The sequence below is a fragment of the Micromonospora sp. NPDC047467 genome (assembly GCF_040643095.1).
Lineage (GTDB): Bacteria > Actinomycetota > Actinomycetes > Mycobacteriales > Micromonosporaceae > Micromonospora.
This window is the reverse complement of record NZ_JBEYTO010000011.1, coordinates 53,119-69,383: the sequence shown is the minus strand read 5'-3', so window position 1 is coordinate 69,383 and position 16,265 is coordinate 53,119. Positions and strand designations below refer to the sequence as shown.

Annotated in this window: 15 protein-coding genes and 1 tRNA gene; 9 read left to right on the top strand and 7 right to left on the bottom strand. The window is 71.8% G+C overall.

All coding sequences use genetic code 11. The features are described from left to right. Window positions 1-41 precede the first annotated feature (41 nt). From ABZ780_RS26695 to ABZ780_RS26670, 6 genes are all read left to right on the top strand, one after another. The gene (locus tag ABZ780_RS26695; RefSeq protein WP_357487863.1) at window positions 42-1,214 is read left to right on the top strand and encodes an acetyl-CoA C-acyltransferase; all 1,173 of its coding nucleotides are present in this window, start codon (window positions 42-44) and stop codon (window positions 1,212-1,214) included. A gap of 99 nt (window positions 1,215-1,313) precedes the next feature. Next, complete coding sequence (locus ABZ780_RS26690; RefSeq protein ID WP_357487862.1) at window positions 1,314-2,327, top strand: aminoglycoside phosphotransferase family protein; 1,014 nt, start codon at window positions 1,314-1,316, stop codon at window positions 2,325-2,327. A 111-nt stretch (window positions 2,328-2,438) separates the two neighbouring features. Continuing rightward, window positions 2,439-2,951, top strand: a complete 513-nt coding sequence (locus tag ABZ780_RS26685) for a hypothetical protein (RefSeq protein WP_357004767.1) — start codon at window positions 2,439-2,441, stop codon at window positions 2,949-2,951. Window positions 2,952-3,036: 85 nt separating this feature from the next. Then, a complete protein-coding gene (locus tag ABZ780_RS26680) occupies window positions 3,037-3,729 on the top strand; it encodes a response regulator transcription factor (RefSeq protein ID WP_357487861.1) in 693 nt (230 codons plus the stop codon). Further along, the gene (locus ABZ780_RS26675; protein ID WP_357487860.1) at window positions 3,722-5,203 is read left to right on the top strand and encodes an ATP-binding protein; all 1,482 of its coding nucleotides are present in this window, start codon (window positions 3,722-3,724) and stop codon (window positions 5,201-5,203) included. The genes ABZ780_RS26680 and ABZ780_RS26675 overlap by 8 nt, the downstream gene beginning before the upstream one ends. Before the next feature lie 55 nt (window positions 5,204-5,258). After that, a complete protein-coding gene (locus tag ABZ780_RS26670; protein ID WP_357487859.1) occupies window positions 5,259-5,846 on the top strand; it encodes a hypothetical protein in 588 nt (195 codons plus the stop codon). 39 nt (window positions 5,847-5,885) lie between these two features. Here the strand turns inward: ABZ780_RS26670 and ABZ780_RS26665 are convergent, their stop codons facing one another. After that, complete coding sequence (locus ABZ780_RS26665) at window positions 5,886-7,496, bottom strand: ricin-type beta-trefoil lectin domain protein (protein ID WP_357487858.1); 1,611 nt, start codon at window positions 7,494-7,496, stop codon at window positions 5,886-5,888. A gap of 425 nt (window positions 7,497-7,921) precedes the next feature. Beyond that, complete coding sequence (locus ABZ780_RS26660; RefSeq protein ID WP_357487857.1) at window positions 7,922-10,246, bottom strand: glycosyltransferase family 39 protein; 2,325 nt, start codon at window positions 10,244-10,246, stop codon at window positions 7,922-7,924. Between the two features lie 124 nt (window positions 10,247-10,370). On the opposite strand from ABZ780_RS26660, the gene ABZ780_RS26655 reads away from it, so the two are divergent. Then, window positions 10,371-11,078 (top strand): glycosyltransferase family 2 protein, encoded by a 708-nt coding sequence (locus tag ABZ780_RS26655; protein ID WP_357487856.1) that lies wholly within the window; start codon window positions 10,371-10,373, stop codon window positions 11,076-11,078. On the opposite strand, the gene ABZ780_RS26650 is transcribed toward ABZ780_RS26655, so the two are convergent. Then, complete coding sequence (locus ABZ780_RS26650; protein ID WP_357487855.1) at window positions 11,064-11,957, bottom strand: transketolase; 894 nt, start codon at window positions 11,955-11,957, stop codon at window positions 11,064-11,066. The genes ABZ780_RS26655 and ABZ780_RS26650 overlap by 15 nt on opposite strands. A 5-nt stretch (window positions 11,958-11,962) precedes the next feature. Beyond that, window positions 11,963-12,658, bottom strand: a complete 696-nt coding sequence (locus ABZ780_RS26645; protein ID WP_357487854.1) for a transketolase — start codon at window positions 12,656-12,658, stop codon at window positions 11,963-11,965. A 48-nt stretch (window positions 12,659-12,706) separates the two neighbouring features. On the opposite strand from ABZ780_RS26645, the gene soxR reads away from it, so the two are divergent. After that, window positions 12,707-13,162, top strand: a complete 456-nt coding sequence (gene soxR / locus ABZ780_RS26640) for a redox-sensitive transcriptional activator SoxR (RefSeq protein ID WP_357487853.1) — start codon at window positions 12,707-12,709, stop codon at window positions 13,160-13,162. Between the two features lie 21 nt (window positions 13,163-13,183). Here soxR and ABZ780_RS26635 read toward each other — a convergent pair whose 3' ends face one another. Then, entirely contained in the window at window positions 13,184-14,158 is a 975-nt protein-coding gene (locus ABZ780_RS26635) for an NAD(P)H-quinone oxidoreductase (protein ID WP_357002933.1), read from the bottom strand. Between the two features lie 171 nt (window positions 14,159-14,329). On the opposite strand from ABZ780_RS26635, the gene ABZ780_RS26630 reads away from it, so the two are divergent. After that, window positions 14,330-14,416: transfer RNA gene (locus tag ABZ780_RS26630), tRNA-Ser, on the top strand. 108 nt (window positions 14,417-14,524) lie between these two features. Here ABZ780_RS26630 and ABZ780_RS26625 read toward each other — a convergent pair. Both ABZ780_RS26625 and ABZ780_RS26620 read right to left on the bottom strand, forming a co-directional pair. Continuing rightward, window positions 14,525-15,955 (bottom strand): integrase, encoded by a 1,431-nt coding sequence (locus ABZ780_RS26625; protein ID WP_357487852.1) that lies wholly within the window; start codon window positions 15,953-15,955, stop codon window positions 14,525-14,527. Next, window positions 15,952-16,152, bottom strand: a complete 201-nt coding sequence (locus tag ABZ780_RS26620; RefSeq protein ID WP_203174352.1) for a helix-turn-helix domain-containing protein — start codon at window positions 16,150-16,152, stop codon at window positions 15,952-15,954. The genes ABZ780_RS26625 and ABZ780_RS26620 overlap by 4 nt, the downstream gene beginning before the upstream one ends. Window positions 16,153-16,265 lie beyond the last annotated feature (113 nt).

Genomic DNA, 16,265 nt, shown 5'->3' with positions numbered 1-16,265 from the left:
ACGACGTAGGATCGGGACAGTCAGGTTACCGGGGAGTAAACATGAGTGACGCGGTCATCGTCGGCGCGGTACGCACCCCGGTCGGGCGGCGCAAGGGCAGCCTCGCCGGCGTCCACCCGGTCGATCTCTCGGCGCACGTGCTGCGCGCCCTCGCCCAGCGCACCGGGCTCGACCCGGCGCAGGTCGACGACGTCTTCTGGGGTTGCGTGTCCCAGGTCGGCGAGCAGTCGTGGAACATCGCCCGCAACGCCGTGCTCGCCGCCGGCTGGCCCGAGTCGGTGCCCGGCACCACGCTGGACCGGCAGTGCGGCTCCAGCCAGCAGGCGTTGCACTTCGCCGCCGCGACCGTCCTCTCCGGCCAGGCCGACCTGGTGGTCGCCGGCGGGGTGGAGTCGATGACCCGCGTGCCGATGGGTTCCAGTGTGGGGGGCGCCCTGCCGTTCAGCGAGCAGCTCCGTGCCCGCTACCGGGGCGTGGAGGGCTTCGCCGACGACGAGCCGCTGCCGTTCAACCAGGGCGTCGGGGCCGAGCTGATCGCCCGGCGGTGGCGCCTCTCGCGTACCCAGCTCGACGAGTTCGCGCTGGCCAGCCACGAGAAGGCCGCCGCCGCGCAGGACGCCGGGGCGTTCGACCCGGAGCTGACGCCGGTGTCGCTGGCCGACGGCGGCAAGTTCGCCGCCGACGAGGGCATCCGCCGGGAGACCTCGCTGGAGAAGCTCGGCGAGCTGGCCACCCCGTTCCGCGCCGACGGCGTGGTGACCGCCGGCTCCGCGTCCCAGATCTCCGACGGTGCCGCCGCGCTCGCCGTGACCACCTCCGAGTGGGCCAGCCGCCACGGCCTGCGCCCACTGGCCCGCATCCACACCGCCGTGGTCGCCGCCGACGACCCGGTCACCATGCTCACGGCGCCCATCCCGGCCACCGCGAAGGCGCTGCGCCGCGCGGGGCTGGGCATCGAGGAGATCGGGGTGTACGAGGTGAACGAGGCGTTCGCCCCGGTGCCGCTGGCGTGGCTGGCGGAGACCGAGGCCGACCCGGAGCGGCTCAACCCGCGCGGCGGCGCCATCGCCCTCGGTCACCCGCTCGGCGGCTCCGGTGCCCGGATCATGACCACGATGCTCCAGCACATGCGGGACAACGGGATCCGCTACGGCCTCCAGACCATGTGCGAGGGTGGCGGCATGGCCAACGCCACCATCGTCGAGCTGGTCTGACTCCGGCCCCTCGCAGCGGTTGACGGCTGCTCGCGGCCGACCCGCCGCCGCCGGGAAATAGCCTCGCCCGCGTGGGGCACGCCGCCTAAGGTGCTCACCGTGACGACGATCGCCGATGAGCGTGCTCCGGACTGGTCCAGCGAGCAGTGGCAGACGCGGGCCCGCACCTGGGTCGACACGCAGCTCGCCGACGTCGGCCGGCGGGTGACCGGTGCGGTGGAGCCCCGGGTACGCCCATGGTCGCTGGTCTGGCGGGTGCCCACCGACGGCGGGCCGGTCTGGTTCAAGGCCAACAACCCGGGCACGGTGCACGAGGCCGTCCTGATCGCGACGCTGGCGAAGCTGACCCCCGACCGGGTGCTGACACCAATCGCCGTGGACCCCGCGCTGGGCTGGTCGCTGCTGCCCGACGGCGGGGAGTCGCTGCGTGACGTGCTGGGCCGCGACCCGGACCTGGCGCACTGGGAGCGGGCGCTGCCCGGTTACGCCGCACTCCAACTCGCCACCGCGCCGCGCGTCGACGAGCTGGTCAGCCTCGGTGTGCCGGATCACCGCCCCGAGGTGCTGGCCGGGCTGCTCGCCGACCTGCTCGACGACCGCGAGTCGCTGCGGATCGGCACCGAGGATGGTCTCGCCCCCGAGATGTACGAGCGGCTGCGGGCGGAACTGCCGGCGTACGCCGAGCGTTGTCGCCGGCTCGCCGACCTCGGGATTCCGGCCACCGTCCAGCACGACGACCTGCACGACGGCAACGTCTTCGCCGGCCCGGCCGGCTACCGGTACTTCGACTGGGGCGACGCCTCGGTGGCGCACCCGTTCGGCACGCTGCTGGTGACGCTGCGCTCGATCCGGCACGCCACCAAGCTGGCGGCCGACGACGCCCGGCTGGTCCGGCTGCGCGACGGTTACCTGGAGGCGTGGACCGACCGGTACGACCGCCGGACGCTCGTCGAGGCCGCCGACCTGGCGATGAACCTGGGCGCGGTGAGCCGATCGCTCTCCTGGCGGAGGGCCCTGGACACCACCGATCCGACCCGCGCCGAGTACGTCGACGCGGTTCCCGGCTGGCTGGAGGAGCTGTTCGCCGCCACCCCGTTGCAGCCCGAATCCTGACCGGGATCCGTCCCAGTCCGATGTCGGACAGGCAGTGCGACAGGCTGCGTGGAACTTCCAAAAATTCGGCGTGACCCACGTCACCCCGCTGGGGACGTCGTTGGGCAGGTCATGGACGTCTTCTCCCGAACGTTCCTTCCGGCCGCCGCCGAGGCTGGCCTGGCCGTGCAGACCGTGAGCCGGCACATGCCGGTCTTCCGGCGCTGCGTCGGCTCCGGTGACGCCACCATCCTGGTCACCCGTTGCAGCCGACCCGACCGTCCGGTCACCGGCGACTACCTGCTGCTGCTCACCCACCGCCGGCTGGTGGTGACCCAGCAGACCCGGCTGCTGCACCGGCTGCGCCTGCACCTCAACACCGAGTTGCGCGAGCTGAGCAACGTCACCTGGAGCCCGGACCCGCGGCTGCACTCGGTCGAGCTGGCCGCCACCGCGATCGACGGGATCCGCGAGCGGTTCCTGATCCGCACCAACCACCCGAAGCAGGTGTGGCAGCTGGACGCCCTGCTCAACCACGCGTTCCGGACCCGACTGCGGACGCCCCGCGAGCGGATCGTCGCCACCATCGGCGACGCGCCAGCGGCCGTACGGCCCAGCGTGTTCCGCCCCGCCGTGGCGCGCTGACGCCAGACCGGCCGGCCCGTCGCCTTTACCGAACCCGAACACGCGTCGATCGCGCGGAGGCCGCCAGGTCGGCAATCATGGGCCGGTGACCGTCGACCCGCCGCACCGCGGGCTCGTCCTCGTGGTCGAGGACGAGCCGGCCATCGCCGACCTGGTGCGGCTCTACCTCACCCGCGACGGGTTCGGCGTGCAGCTGGAACGCGACGGCGAGGCCGGCCTGAGCGCCGCGCGCCGGCTGCGACCGGTGGCCTGCGTCCTGGACATCGCACTGCCCGGCCTGCCCGGCACCGAGATCTGCCGCCGGCTGCGCGAGGCCGGCGACTGGACGCCGGTCATCTTCCTCACCGCCCGCGACGACGAGGTGGACCGGATCGTCGGCCTGGAGTTGGGCGCCGACGACTACGTCACCAAGCCGTTCAGCCCGCGTGAGTTGGTCGCCCGGGTGCGCGCCGTGCTGCGCCGCGCCGCCGGTGGTCCCGACGGCGCGGAGCGCCCACGCGTCGTCGGCCCGGTGACGCTCGACCCGGCCCGCCGGACGGTCATCGCCGCAGGCGCCCCGGTGCAGCTCACCTCCACCGAGTTCGACCTGCTGGCTCACCTCATGGCCCGACCCGGGCGGGTTTTCAGCCGGGAGGAACTGCTGGCCGGGGTCTGGGGCTACGCCGCGCACGCCGGCACCCGCACCGTCGACGTGCACGTCGCCCAGGTGCGTGCGAAGCTCGGCCCGGCCAGCGTCATCCGCACCCACCGGGGCGTGGGGTACGCCGTCGATGCCTGACCGTCCCGTCCCGCGCCAGCCCGCGCGCTCCGAAGCGCCGGCCGTGGCACTGCCGCTGGTCGCCGTCCCCCCGCCGGCCGCACCCCGGCGCAGCCGGTTCGGCGAAACGCTTACCGCCCGGGCGGTGCTCGTCACCTGCGCGGTGGCACTGGTGTCGGTGCTGGTCACCGCCATCGTCGCGGTGCCGCTGGCGATCCGGGGCGCGGAGCGACGCGACCAGGAGGCGCTCGCCGCGCAGGCCCGACTCGCCGCCGAGGTGCTGCGGACGCGGCTGGACCGGGGCCGCACCGCCGACGAGGAGCGACTCATCCAGCAACTGCGCAACCAGGGCATCGACGCGTACCTGGTCCGGCGCGGGACCGTCGACCGACCGGGCCTGCCGCCCCGCGTGGTGCAGCGGATCGGGCAGGGCCGCAACGTGTCGGCCCGCCGCCCGGTCGACGGCCACCGTGCCCTCGTCGAGGGCCGGGCCCTGCCCGGCGGCAACGGGGTGGTGCTCTCCCGCGCCTCGTCGAAGGGGCTGTGGCGGCAGGTGCTGCTCAGCCTCTGGCTGCCGCTGCTGGCCGGGCTGGCCGCCGGCGTGGTGGCCGGGCTGCTGCTGGCACGCCGCCTGGCCCGGCCGATCCGCGTCGCCGCGACCGCAGCGGCCCGGCTGCGCGCCGGGGACCGCGCCGTCCGGGTGCCGGTCGAGCCGCCGGACGAGGTCGCCGACCTGGCGGAGGCGTTGAACGGGCTGGCCGCCGCGCTGACCACCAGCGAGGGGCGGCAGCGGGAGTTCCTGCTCTCCGTCTCGCACGAGCTGCGGACCCCGCTGACCGCGATCCGGGGGTACGCCGAGGCGCTGGCCGACGGGGTGATCGAGGCGGACGGCACCGCCGCAGCAGGCCGCACGATGCTGGCCGAATCGCAGCACCTCGACCGGCTGATCGGCGACCTGCTGGCACTGGCCCGGCTGGAAGCCGCCGACTTTCCCCTCGAACCGGCGCCGGTGGACCTGACCCGGCTCGCCGCCGACGCCGAGCCGACCTGGTCGGGCCGGTGCACGGCGGTGGGAGTGTCGTTCCGGGTGGAGAGCCCCGGCCGGCCGGTACCGGCGTACACCGATCCGGGCCGGATCCGGCAGGTGGTGGACGGGCTGTTGGAGAACGCGCTGCGGGTCGTACCCCCGGGGGCGTCGGTGGTGCTCGCGGTCCGGCCGGCTGGCGCGGACCCGGCCGCCGGCGGCGTGCTGGAGGTCCGCGACGGCGGGCCGGGCCTGACCGACGACGACCTGACGGTGGCGTTCGAGCGGGGGGCGTTGCACGAGCGCTACCGGGGGGTGCGCAAGGTGGGCAGTGGTCTGGGGCTGGCGCTGGCGGCCGGGCTGGTCCGTCGGCTCGGTGGGGACATCGCTGCGGGGCATGCACCGGAGGGCGGAGCGGCCTTCACGGTCCGGTTGCCCGCAGATCCTTACCTGGCCCGAACATCGGCCTGACGCTCCGCTCGTCGTCCGGGGAAATGCTGAGGGCTCCACGGACGAGAGGGAAGCCATGTCACGTTGGGGAATCGCCACTGGCGCCACGGCACTGCTCGCGGCGGTCGCGCTCGGTGTCAGCGGCTGCGGTGCGGCGGAGGTGGCCGGTCAACCCGCCCGGGAGGCCGCCGTCGAAGTCTCTGCCACGATGGGCGTGGACGGGCAGGCGCTGGCTGCGATGGGCTTCGACGCCAACGACCTGGACGTGCAGACCGTCGCCGCGCCGGCCACCCCGTCTCCCACCGCTTCGGAGAAGGCGCGGGAGAAGCGCGGCGAGGAGTGGCGCAAGCGTCGCCAGGCCCGGGTGCTGCTGCGGAAGAACACCCTGCACGGCGAGGTGGCCGTGCAGACCAAGGACGGCGGTACGCGGACCGTGGCCGTGCAGCGCGGCGAGGTCACCGCGATCGACGGCGACTCGATGACCGTCAAGTCCACCGACGGCTTCACGATGACCTGGAGCTTCGGCGACGACCTGCGGATCGTCGAGCGGCGCGCCACCGTGCAACCCAGCGAGGTCAAGGTCGGCGCGAAGCTCGGCGTCGCAGGAGTGAAGGACGGCGACAAGGGCGTCGCCCGACTCATCCTCATCCCCCGCGCCAAGTGAGCGAGGGGGCCCTGGTCGACGCCAGGGCCCCCTCGTTCGTCAGTAGACGCGGGAGCCGATGAAGTCGCCGTGACCGTAGCCGACCGGGTTGGCGGCGGTCCGGGCCTCGGACGACCACTGCTGCCGGGTGCTGGTGGAGCAGGCAGCCAACCGCAGTCGGGGAGTGCCCGCGTTGTCGAACGCCACGCAGAGGTTGCTGGCGCTGGCCGGCTTGAGCTGGTTGCCGACGAAGGCGAACTGCTGGGCCGGGGTGCCGTTGCAGTCGTAGATGTTGACAGCGGTGCCGGACGTCATCGATCCACCCGCGACGTCGAGGCAACGGTCGTGGGACAGCTCCGAGTGCAGCGAACGCCGGGTCGCGTCGTACCAGAAGCCCTGGTTGCGCCCGCCGTGGCAGCCGTACGACTGCTGGGCGGTGCCGTTGCGGGAGTCGTAGCCCTTACCGTCGACGCAGGTGTTGGTGGCCAGGTTGCGCAACTGCTTGAACTGGAACAGGCCGGGGTAGAGCACGCCGCTGCCGGTGCTGGCCGGGTCGACACAGGTGGCCTGGTTCTTCCCGGAGTTCCAGAACTGCGTGATGCACTGGGCGAACATGCCGTGCCCACGAGCGTTGGGGTGGAACGACTGCCGGGCGGCGTTCTCGTTCCAGATCCCCACCTCGATGAAGAGGCCACGGACCGAGGTGTTGTCGGTGCACACCTCGTGGCCGTGGAACAGCCGGCTCGCGTCGAGGTACCGGGTGCCGGTGTTGGCGGCGGCCGACCGCAGTGCCGACTCGAACAGCGGCACCGCCTTATTCCGGGCGAACGCCGCGTCGGCGAGGTAGAGCAGACAGCCGCCGGAGTACCAGCCGGGGAAGTTCGGGTTGTCCTCCACGTCCGGGCTGGCCGGGCCGGGGTACGACATCAGCACCAACTCGTAGTCCGAGCGCAGGTAGCCGGCTCCGGTCATCGTCGCCCGGATGTCGATGAGCGCCGCCTCCACCGCGCGCCGGCTGCCGTCGGTCCGGATCGTCCACTGGTCGGTGTAGGTGGGGTAGCAGTTGCCCTGGAAGAAGACCCGGCGTACGGCGCAGTCGGTGGCGACCGGCCCGAACTGGATGGTGCCGTCGCCGTTCGCGCCGACCACCACCCAGATCAGCTTGACGTGCGTGTTGCGCGCCTTGATGCCCAGGTAGTCGCCCTGGTTCAGCTCGTTGTGCTGGGTCGGCCCGCCCGCGATCAGGTTCCACGGGGTCGCGCCGGAGCACGCCAGGTTGTATCGCGTGTCCGACTGGATGCCGGTGCGGAAAACCGCCTGGTCGTACGAGCGGTCGCACCAGTTGCCGTTCTGGTGGGTGCCGGGGACGTAGTTGCCGACCCCCTCACCGGAGATCTGACTGTCACCCATGGTGATCAGCGCGGTGCGGCGTTGCTCGATCGGGCGGATCGCCGGGGTGCCGTAGAGGGCGGTGGCTTCGGCGGCCCGGATGGCCTCCAGGTTGGCGGGAAGAGGTTGGACGGCGGGTCGGTCGGCGGTGGCGGTCGGGGCGGCGGTGGCTGGGGAGGCCGGTCCGGCGAGCATCGGCAGGACGAGAGCGGCGACGGCAACGGCGACGGTGAGGGCTCGTCGTCGAGTCGCGCGTTCGGGCCTGGCGGGGGTGTCAGGCATCGACGCACTCCTTTCGGCTCAATCGCGGGACGTCGATTGAGTTACCAGACGGTAACGCGATGACCAATGGATGTGAATGCGCCTCGGGTTCTTGCGCGCGGGTTGCCGAACCGCCCGGATCGGACGATCCGGGCGCACGGCGTGGGGTGGGATGTGCGGCTTGGCGGTGATCGACTTCAGATCGCCGATATCGGGGTATCCCGGCTGCGGGACACCCCAACATCGCCGATGTCGTGTTGATCAGCCGGCAGCCCCGGGCCAAGGGCGCCCGTCAGGCCGCGCCCGGCACGTCAGGTCGCACGCCGCGCCGGGCCACGTCAGGGCGCGCCCGTCACGTCAGGTCGCGCCGGGCACGTCACGGCGCGCCCGTCACGTCGGGCCGCGCCCGGCCTGTCACGGCGCGCCCGGCAGGTTGTCCGCTGCGGTCAGCGGCCGGGTGGCAGCGCGTAGCCGACGTAACCGCGGAACTCCAGCCGCCAGCCAGCCGGAACCAGCTTGGCGCAGGCCGGCTGGCTGCCGGTGCAGACGATCGCGTCCACCGAGGCGGGGTCGGCCGGCGGCCGTTCCGGCAGGACCGACTGAAGCGACACCAACTCCGGCGAACGCCCGTCGGAGTGCCGCAGCAGCAGCCACCACGGGTACTCCCAGTTGTCGTTCTGCTCCACCAGCCCGATCCGGCGGGCACCGCTGTCGCGGACCGCGTCCGCCGCCCAGCGGAACTCGTCGGCCCACTGTGGGCGGCGCAGGAACCGGGTTTCCCAGTCCGAGGTGGTGAAGACCGAACCGGCGCCGACGAGCCGGCGCGGGAAGCCGTACGACAGCGCGAGCACCCCGGCCAGCGCCGAGGTGGCCAGCACGGTGACCGCCGCCATCGTGGCCACCGATCGCTGCCCAGCGCCGGTCATCCCGGCCCGGGCCGCCGCGGGCGCACCGGCCGCCGTCTCGGCTGGCGTGCCGGCCGTGTGGGCGTGGCGACGGAAGAGCGCGTCCAGCCAGAGCCCGGCCAGCGGTACGGCGAGGACCAGCGCGTAGAGGATCAGTCGGTTGCCCCACGGCTGCCACTTGATCATCGAGGTGTGCAGCAGCACGGCGATCAGCACCACCACGGCGTACGCGCGCAGCGGCCCCGTCTGCCCCGAATCGATCCGACGCGGCCTGGTGAGCGCGACCACCGCGCCGATCAGCGCCAGCACTCCGGCGATCGGGAAGGCCACCCGGTCCTCGTCCGGATACCAGGCGGGCTCCGGAAAGATCTCCCGGCCGAAGGTGATCGCCCGGTCCTGCGGGTCGACCCCGATCGCCTCCGCGCCGTTGATGATCGCCTCCGCTGCGGCACGCCGCAGCGGTGCCAGTGGCGTGTCGAGCGCGGTGTGCCCGATCCGTAGCGCGTTGACCAGGATCGACGGCGGATCGTGCCGTTCCATCGGGATCGACTCGCGCAGCCGTGGTGGGCCCAGCGGATGCCCGAACTCGGCCGTCACCCGGGCCATGAACGGGCCGACCACCACGGCCGCGACCAGCAGGATCAGCACCGAACCGCCGACGGTGCGGGCCACCGACCCCACCGGCCGGCGCGGCCCCACCCCGCTCGCCAGCCCCACCCCGCCCGGCATCGAGCGGCCGGTCGACCCACCAGCCGGCGTCACGTCGGCCGGCACCGCGCTGACCGGCGCCCCACCGGCCGGCGCTTCACCAGCCGGTGCCCCACGGGTCAGGGCCAGCCGGAGCTGGGCCAGGCCCCAGAGCACCAGCAGTGGCCCCACCGCGATCAGGCCGCTGGTCTTCGTCACCGCCGTCAGCCCGGTGGCCGCCCCCAGCCCCAGCAGGGTGCCCCAGCCGGTCCGTCGGCGCAGCCCGTCCAGCACCAGGGTCGCCGCGCACGCCACCCACGCGGCGCAGACCAGGTCGGTCTGCGTGCTCGTCGCCTGGAGTACGACCATGGGGGTGCTGGCCAGCACGAATGCGGTGATCAGTTGAGCCCGCCGGCTGCCGCCGAGCTGTGCGGTGATCCGGGCGACCGCCACCAGGCAGACGATCCCGGCGGCCCACTGCACCAGGTTGTGTAGCGCGTCCCCGCCGGTCAGCAGGCGCAGGTGCAGCAGCAGGTACTCCGCGCCCGGCGGGATGGTCACCTGCCGGTGGATGGCGGTCGGCCAGAAGTCGAGGTCGCCCTGGGCCACCCACCGTTCCACCTTGGGCAGGTGGTACGTCTGCGAGTCGAAGTTGTTCGGCTCGGCGAGCAGCGCGACAAGCAACTCCAGCAGCACCAGGCCACCGACGGTGCCGGCGAGCAGCCGCTCTCCCCGACCTGCCGTACGCCAGGCTTCGGCAGCCCTGGCGAGCGGGCTGACGCGTACTCGATCGATCTGGACCGGCGCGACGTCGCGGTCGGTGACCGCGACGGGCCCCGCGGTGCCGGTTCCGCCGGTCAGCGCCGCGCCGACCGGCACCGGCCGGGGTGTGACGGCGGCCGGCTGCACGGAAGCGCGGCGCCACCGCAGCGTTGCGGCCGTCGCGGAGGCCAGCAGGAAGAGCAGCCAGGCGGCGACGAACGCCGGTCGGGTCAGCGCGTGCAGTGCTCCGAGCAGCTCGACGACGAGCACCGCGTACGCCCCGGTGAGCAGCGCGGCTCGCACCACGGCGAGTCGCAGCGGTGCCAGCGCGTCAGTCCCGCGCGGCCTCGTCGCGACGGTGAGCAGGAGCACCGAGGCGGCGGGTAACGCCGCGAGCAGGGGGCCGGCAGCCGACATGGCGGGAAGTAAACACCATCTGTCTGAGCCCGCCACGCCGGCTGCCCGACGGTAGCGGCCAGCGTTCGACTGACCAGCCACGCTAGGCTATGCCCGACGTGTTGTCGCCACCGTGGAGATTCCCGTGAAGCTGTCGATCCTCATGCCGGTCTACAACGAGGAAGAACGCATCGCGGATGCCCTCAAGCAGGCATTGGCGGTGGATTACCCCTGCGAGATCGAGCTGGTCGTGGTCGACGACGGCAGCCGGGACGGCACCGGTGAGGTCCTCGGTCGCGCCGACGACGCACGCCTGCGGGTCATCACCCACCAGCGCAACGCCGGTAAGGGCGCGGCCATCAAGACCGCGGTGGACACCGCCGAGGGCGACTACATGGTCATCCTCGATGCCGACCTGGAGTACGACCCGCAGGACATCCCCAAGCTGCTCGACCCGGTGCTCGACGGGCGGGCCACGGTGGTCTACGGCAATCGCACCTTTGGCAGCCACAGCGCCTACAGCTTCTGGTACGTGATGGGCAACAAGGGCGTCACGATGGCGGCGAACGTCCTGTTCAACTCGTACATCGGCGACCTGGAGACCTGCTTCAAGCTGATGCCGGTGGCGCTCTACCGGTCGCTCGAGGTGCGCTCGCGTGGCTTCGGCATGGAGGCCGAGGTGACCGGCAAGCTGCTGCGCCGACGCATTCGGCCGTACGAGGTGCCGATCAGCTACCGGGCGCGCGGTCGTGAAGAGGGCAAGAAGATCACCTGGAAGGACGGCGTCGAGGCGATCTGGATCCTCGGTCGCGAGCGCGCACGCCGCCGTCCCATCCCCTCAGCCGCGCGCTGACCCCAGGAACGCGCTGATCGAGCGCCGCAGACCGTCGGCGTCCAGGCCGTGCCACCGAGCGTGGTCGGCCGGGTCGCCGTACCGTCGCAGATCGGTCTGACCCACCCCGAGCGCCAGCAGCCGATGCGGCACGTCCGCCAGGGCGTGGCTGACGACCGCGCTCGACGTTCCCGCCAGGTACGGCTCGACAAGCACCACGTCGGTCCCGGCGAACGCCCGCAGCCCGGCCGTGTCGAACGGTCGAGGTGTGTGGGTGTACGCGACAGTCACGTCCATCCCCTCGGTCGCCGCCACCGTGGGATCGAGCATCGGCCCGACGGCAACCACGAGCGGCGCGTTCGCCCCGCCCTGCCGCAGCACCCGGAGGCGGTCGGCGTCCGGGTACCCGTGCGTGTTGCGCTGTTCGCTGAGCCGCAGGTAGACCGGGTCGTCGGTGGCAGCGGCGGCACGCAGCAGCGGCGTGACCTCGTCGGGGTGCCCGGGCACCCGAACCGTCCAACCGTCGCCCAGCGTGTCGAAGAGCGCCACGTCGGCCGGCGACTGGTGGGTCCGGCCCTCCCGTGACCCGTCGTACGAGGCGCCGATGCTCACCAGGACCGCGCCCACGCCCTGGTGGTCCAGGTCCAACTTGATCTGCTCGTACGTCCGGTCCACCAGGAACGTCGCGTACGAGTGCACGATCGGACGGAGCCCGGTCAGGGCGAGCCCACCGGCCACACCGATCATCAGTTGTTCGCGGATGCCGACGTTGAGCACCCGATCCGGGTGCCGGTGACCGGCCGGCGCGAACTGGCTGGCAGAGATGTCGGCCAGCACGAGCGCGGTACGCGGATCCTCGTCGAGCAGCGCGGCGGTGGTGTCGATGAAGGCGGTACGCATGGCGATCAGCCCTTGCTCTCGATGCGGGCGACCACCAGGTGCGGCCGTTGTGGCCGGTGCCCGGTCAGTGCCGTGTGCAGGGCGGTGTGGTCCCGGCCGTCGACGGTGTCGGCCGTCCAGCCGTTGACGGTGAACCGACTGGCGATGCCACCCGCCCAGCCGTGCGTGGTCGACGAGTTGTCGACCACGACCGCGGTGAGGCTCTCCAGGCCGGTTGCTCCCGCGTACGCGATGGCCTCGTGGTTGGAGCCCTCGTCGAGTTCGGCGTCGCCGAGCAGCACGTACACCCGGGGTTTGATCAGCCCCTGCGCCCGCAGGCCGAGGGCGGTGCCGACGGCCAGCCCGAGCCCGTGGCCGAGCGAGCCGGAGCCGATCTCGACCCCGGGCACCAGCAGCCGGTCCGGGTGGTGGCCGAGCCGGCTGTCCGGCCCGGCCAGGTCGTCGAGCCAGGTGCCCGGAATGAAGCCGTGCGCGGCGAGGACCGCGTAGTAGGCGGCCGGTCCGTGCCCCTTGGAGAGCAGGAACCGGTCCCGCTCTGGGTCGTCGACGGTGTCGGGGGTGACCCGCAACACCCGGTCGTAGAGCACCTGGAGCACGTCGATGGTGGAGTGCGCGCTTGGCGCGTGCTTCTCGTCGCCGGTCAGTCGTCGGATCAGCCCAGGGAGCCGGGGGCCGGTGTCGGTGGTCAATGTGGTGGCCATGTCACTACTCTGTGAGTTGAAGTGCACTTCAACTCAAGGGCCTTGGTGATGCAGGATCTTCTGACGATCGGCGACCTGTCCGTCCGCTCCGGCGTGGCGCCGTCGGCGCTGCGCTACTACGAGCGACTCGGGCTGATCCGTGCTGACCGTACCGGCGGCAACCAGCGCCGGTACGCCCGCTCCGAGCTGCGGCGGGTGGCCTTCATCCGGATCTCCCAGCAGGTCGGCGTGTCGCTGGACGAGATCCGCGCGGCGCTCGACTCCCTCCCCGAAGCCCGTACGCCCAGCCCGCAGGACTGGGCGCGGCTGTCCGCGAGTTGGCGGGGTCGGTTGGACGAGAGGATCCGGCTGCTCACCAAGCTCCGCGACGACCTGGACGGCTGCATCGGCTGCGGCTGCCTGTCCCTGCAACACTGCACGCTCAGCAACCCCGGCGACGCACTGGCCGGCGAAGGACCGGGTGCCCGTCTGATGCTGGCCCGACCGGCGGAATCGCCCGCCTGACCGGTCGGCACCTCGCCCGTATCACCCGAGCGTGAGCACCACCTTGCCGAAGTGCTCGTTCGACTCGACGAGCTGGTGCGCCTGCGCCGCCTGGGCCATCGGCAGCCGTCGGTCCACCACCGGCCGGATCCGGCCCGCCTCGATCAACGGCCACACCTCGTCGCGTACGCCCTGGACGATCTCCGCCTTCTCCGCGAGCGGGCGGGAGCGCAGCGACGTCGCGGCGACACTCGCCCGTTTCGTCAGCAGCGCGCCGAGATCCAACTCGGCCTTCCGCCCACCCTGCATCCCGATCACCACCAGACGGCCGCCGGTGGCCAACGCGGAGACGTTCCGCCCCAGGTAGGACGCGCCCATGATGTCGAGGATGACGTCGGCGCCTCGGCCGTCAGTGACCCGCCGGACCTCCTCGGCGAAGTCCTGCTCCCGATAGTCGATCGTGTGTGCCGCGCCCAGCTCACGCAGCCGAGGATGCTTGGCCGCCCGCGCCGTGGTCACGACGGTGGCACCGAGAGCCGCCCCGAACTGGATCGCGAACGTGCCGATCCCGCTGCCGCCGCCGTGCACCAGCAGGGTTTCCCCCGCGCTGAGCCGCCCCACCTGGATCAGGTTCGACCAGACCGTACAGGCCACCTCGGGCAGCGCCGCGGCGTCGACCGGGTCGCAGGCCGGCACCGGCAGCAACTGCCCGGCGGGGACCGCGACCCGCTCGGCGTACCCGCCGCCGGACAGCAGCGCGCAGACCTGCTGCCCGACCGCCCACCCGGCGACCTCCGAACCGATCTCGGTGATCACCCCAGAGCATTCCAATCCGGGGTACGCGGAAGCGCCCGGCGGCGGCGGGTAGTGCCCCTGCCGTTGCAGCAGGTCAGCGCGGTTCACCCCGCTGGCCCGCACATTTACGATCACCTCCCCGGGGCCCGGCTCAGGGTCGGGCACCTCGGCCCAGACCAGGGCATCGGGTCCACCGGGCTGCGGAATGGTGACGGCTCGCATGGCTCAGTCTTACCCGACGCCCAACCGGGCCGCAGGCGGACCCAGCGCATCCCACCGAACACTGTGGACGGCCCAGCCTGCCTGGCCGGCGCATTCGGGGAGGGACGCCGGGCCGCGCGGCGGGAGCCGTGGCAGACTATGCGTGGCCGTACACCCTCGGGTTGCGGCCCGGGAGGGTTCGCCTAGTGGCCGATGGCGCTGGTCTTGAAAACCGGTAAGGCAGCGATGTCTTCGTGGGTTCGAATCCCACACCCTCCGCCCATCTGGACAGCAAAAACGCCCCCTGACCAGCGCGAACGCCGGTCAGGGGGCGCGTCTATAGATCGCGAGTAAGTCTCACTTCGTCCCGTTCGGGGCCGCCGGTTCTCACTCGTCGCGGCAAATGGGCGGCAAAGTTTCGGCGGCCGGTCGGGCGCTCTCCTGCTGGTCGGGAGTGGCTAGCGCCGCCTCGATCCGCTTCCGTGCCGCCTCGTCCTGACCATCGATGCACGAGGCGTAGACCTTGAGCAGGACGTGCACGCTGTGCCCTGCCCATTCGGCGACCTGGGTGGCCGGCACGCCAGCGTTCAGCCAGAGCGACACGGCAGCGTGCCGCAGGTGGTACGGCACCCGTGCCAGAACGGAGCGCTGCTGGGCAGGGCTGAGCGCTGTCTCTCGCGCCTGTCGCCAGGCTCGCAGGTAGGTGCTCTTTGTGACGGGGCCAGGGCGGGAGCCTGGCGCGTTGAACATCCGCCCGCCGGGGTTGCCGTAGTGCTGCCGGTGATGCCGCAGAATGCGGACAAGTTCCGGGCAGGCGGGCACGTCGCGCGTCGCCTTCTTCGCTCGGTGCTTTAGCTCTCTGTCCTCGCGCATCTCGCCGCTGTCCGTCCATTCCTCGCCGACGTGTTGGGTTGACCCGCTGAGGTGGAGCCATCCCCATCCCTCGTCGGGCAGTTCGCATTCGTCGTCTCTTAGGTGCATCACCTCGGATGGTCGGAGCGCCGCGAAGTACATGCACGCGAAGAACCCTGTTAGCGCCGGATCTCGGCTGTTCACAGCGGCAAGCAGCAGACGGGCTTGCTGCGGATTTGCGACGACCTTTCGGTCAATCTTCTCTTCGTTCTTGGGTGCCCGCCACTGGACGAAATCCATGGGGTGAGCGTCGAGGTATCGCAGCTCCACAGCGTATTTGAGAGCGCCGTAGAGAACGGCGCGTTTGCGGGCAACGGTGTTAGCGGCGGCTGGTCCACCGTCCAGCCGGGTTGCCAGCGTATCGAGCGCCTTCCGAATGGTTGCCGCGTTCGCTAGCTGGGTCAGTGGCAGTGTGTTGGCCTTGAGCCACTTGATGACCGGTGCTAGGTCGGCAGACGGCTCGGCGTCTCGCTGCGACTTGTTGAAGATCCAGGTATACAGCGCCCTACGGATTTCGGCGTCGGAGGGCGCTCCCCGGGTGCTGCTCAAGAATGCTGGCGTCACGGTTGTAAGGGCGTCGGCGATGCTCTTTCGTTGGGTCGCGGCGGCTCGCGACCATTTCATGTCTACGAACGCCACCGCGAGCTCGTACCATGTGCGGCTGTTCAGCTCCCGCGCCATCGGTTCGGGTAAACCGGTCGGCTTGTCGAACGCGATTCCCTCGCGCTGCGCAACGACGAGGCGGGATCGGAAGCTCTCAGCCATGGCTCGCGTCTGAAACGTCTTGCCGAATTCGCGCCCGGCCACCTCCCACCGGACGCGGTAGCTCTTGCGATCCTTGCCTGTCTTTCGGTCGCGTCCCTGGTATTCGCGGGTGGTCCAGATGCGTACCTCGTAGGTGCTCATGCTGCCTCTTCGTGGTCGTTGAGCCAGTTGTCCAGGTCGCGGCGGCGGACGTACAGGCTGCCGTTTGGGTACTTGATCGTTCGGGGTGCGCGGCCGGTCGCCTTCCAGCGGAAGAAGGTCGAGCGGGGTACGCGCAGCTCGTCTAGGACTTCGGCGAGGGTGAGCAGGTTGCCGGTCGGGGTGCGGCGCGCGGTCATGGGGCGGGGCCTCCCTCGTGCGGGGCGGGGTAGAGACGCTGAAACAGCCGGGGCGGGCGGGGGTGGCCAGCGCTGCGGCTGTTTCAGCGGGGTTGTCTTGCGGTCTGATTGGC

Excerpts from the sequence above, each read along its gene's own strand:
- ABZ780_RS26695 (WP_357487863.1), top strand. The coding sequence starts at position 42 with ATGAGTGACGCGGTCATCGTCGGCGCGGTACGCACCCCGGTCGGGCGG.
- ABZ780_RS26685 (WP_357004767.1), top strand. The coding sequence starts at position 2,439 with ATGGACGTCTTCTCCCGAACGTTCCTTCCGGCCGCCGCCGAGGCTGGC.
- ABZ780_RS26675 (WP_357487860.1), top strand. The coding sequence starts at position 3,722 with ATGCCTGACCGTCCCGTCCCGCGCCAGCCCGCGCGCTCCGAAGCGCCG.
- ABZ780_RS26670 (WP_357487859.1), top strand. The coding sequence starts at position 5,259 with ATGTCACGTTGGGGAATCGCCACTGGCGCCACGGCACTGCTCGCGGCG.
- ABZ780_RS26665 (WP_357487858.1), bottom strand. The coding sequence starts at position 7,496 with ATGCCTGACACCCCCGCCAGGCCCGAACGCGCGACTCGACGACGAGCC.
- ABZ780_RS26660 (WP_357487857.1), bottom strand. The coding sequence starts at position 10,246 with ATGTCGGCTGCCGGCCCCCTGCTCGCGGCGTTACCCGCCGCCTCGGTG.
- ABZ780_RS26650 (WP_357487855.1), bottom strand. The coding sequence starts at position 11,957 with ATGCGTACCGCCTTCATCGACACCACCGCCGCGCTGCTCGACGAGGAT.
- ABZ780_RS26645 (WP_357487854.1), bottom strand. The coding sequence starts at position 12,658 with ATGGCCACCACATTGACCACCGACACCGGCCCCCGGCTCCCTGGGCTG.
- soxR (WP_357487853.1), top strand. The coding sequence starts at position 12,707 with ATGCAGGATCTTCTGACGATCGGCGACCTGTCCGTCCGCTCCGGCGTG.
- ABZ780_RS26635 (WP_357002933.1), bottom strand. The coding sequence starts at position 14,158 with ATGCGAGCCGTCACCATTCCGCAGCCCGGTGGACCCGATGCCCTGGTC.
- ABZ780_RS26625 (WP_357487852.1), bottom strand. The coding sequence starts at position 15,955 with ATGAGCACCTACGAGGTACGCATCTGGACCACCCGCGAATACCAGGGA.
- ABZ780_RS26620 (WP_203174352.1), bottom strand. The coding sequence starts at position 16,152 with ATGACCGCGCGCCGCACCCCGACCGGCAACCTGCTCACCCTCGCCGAA.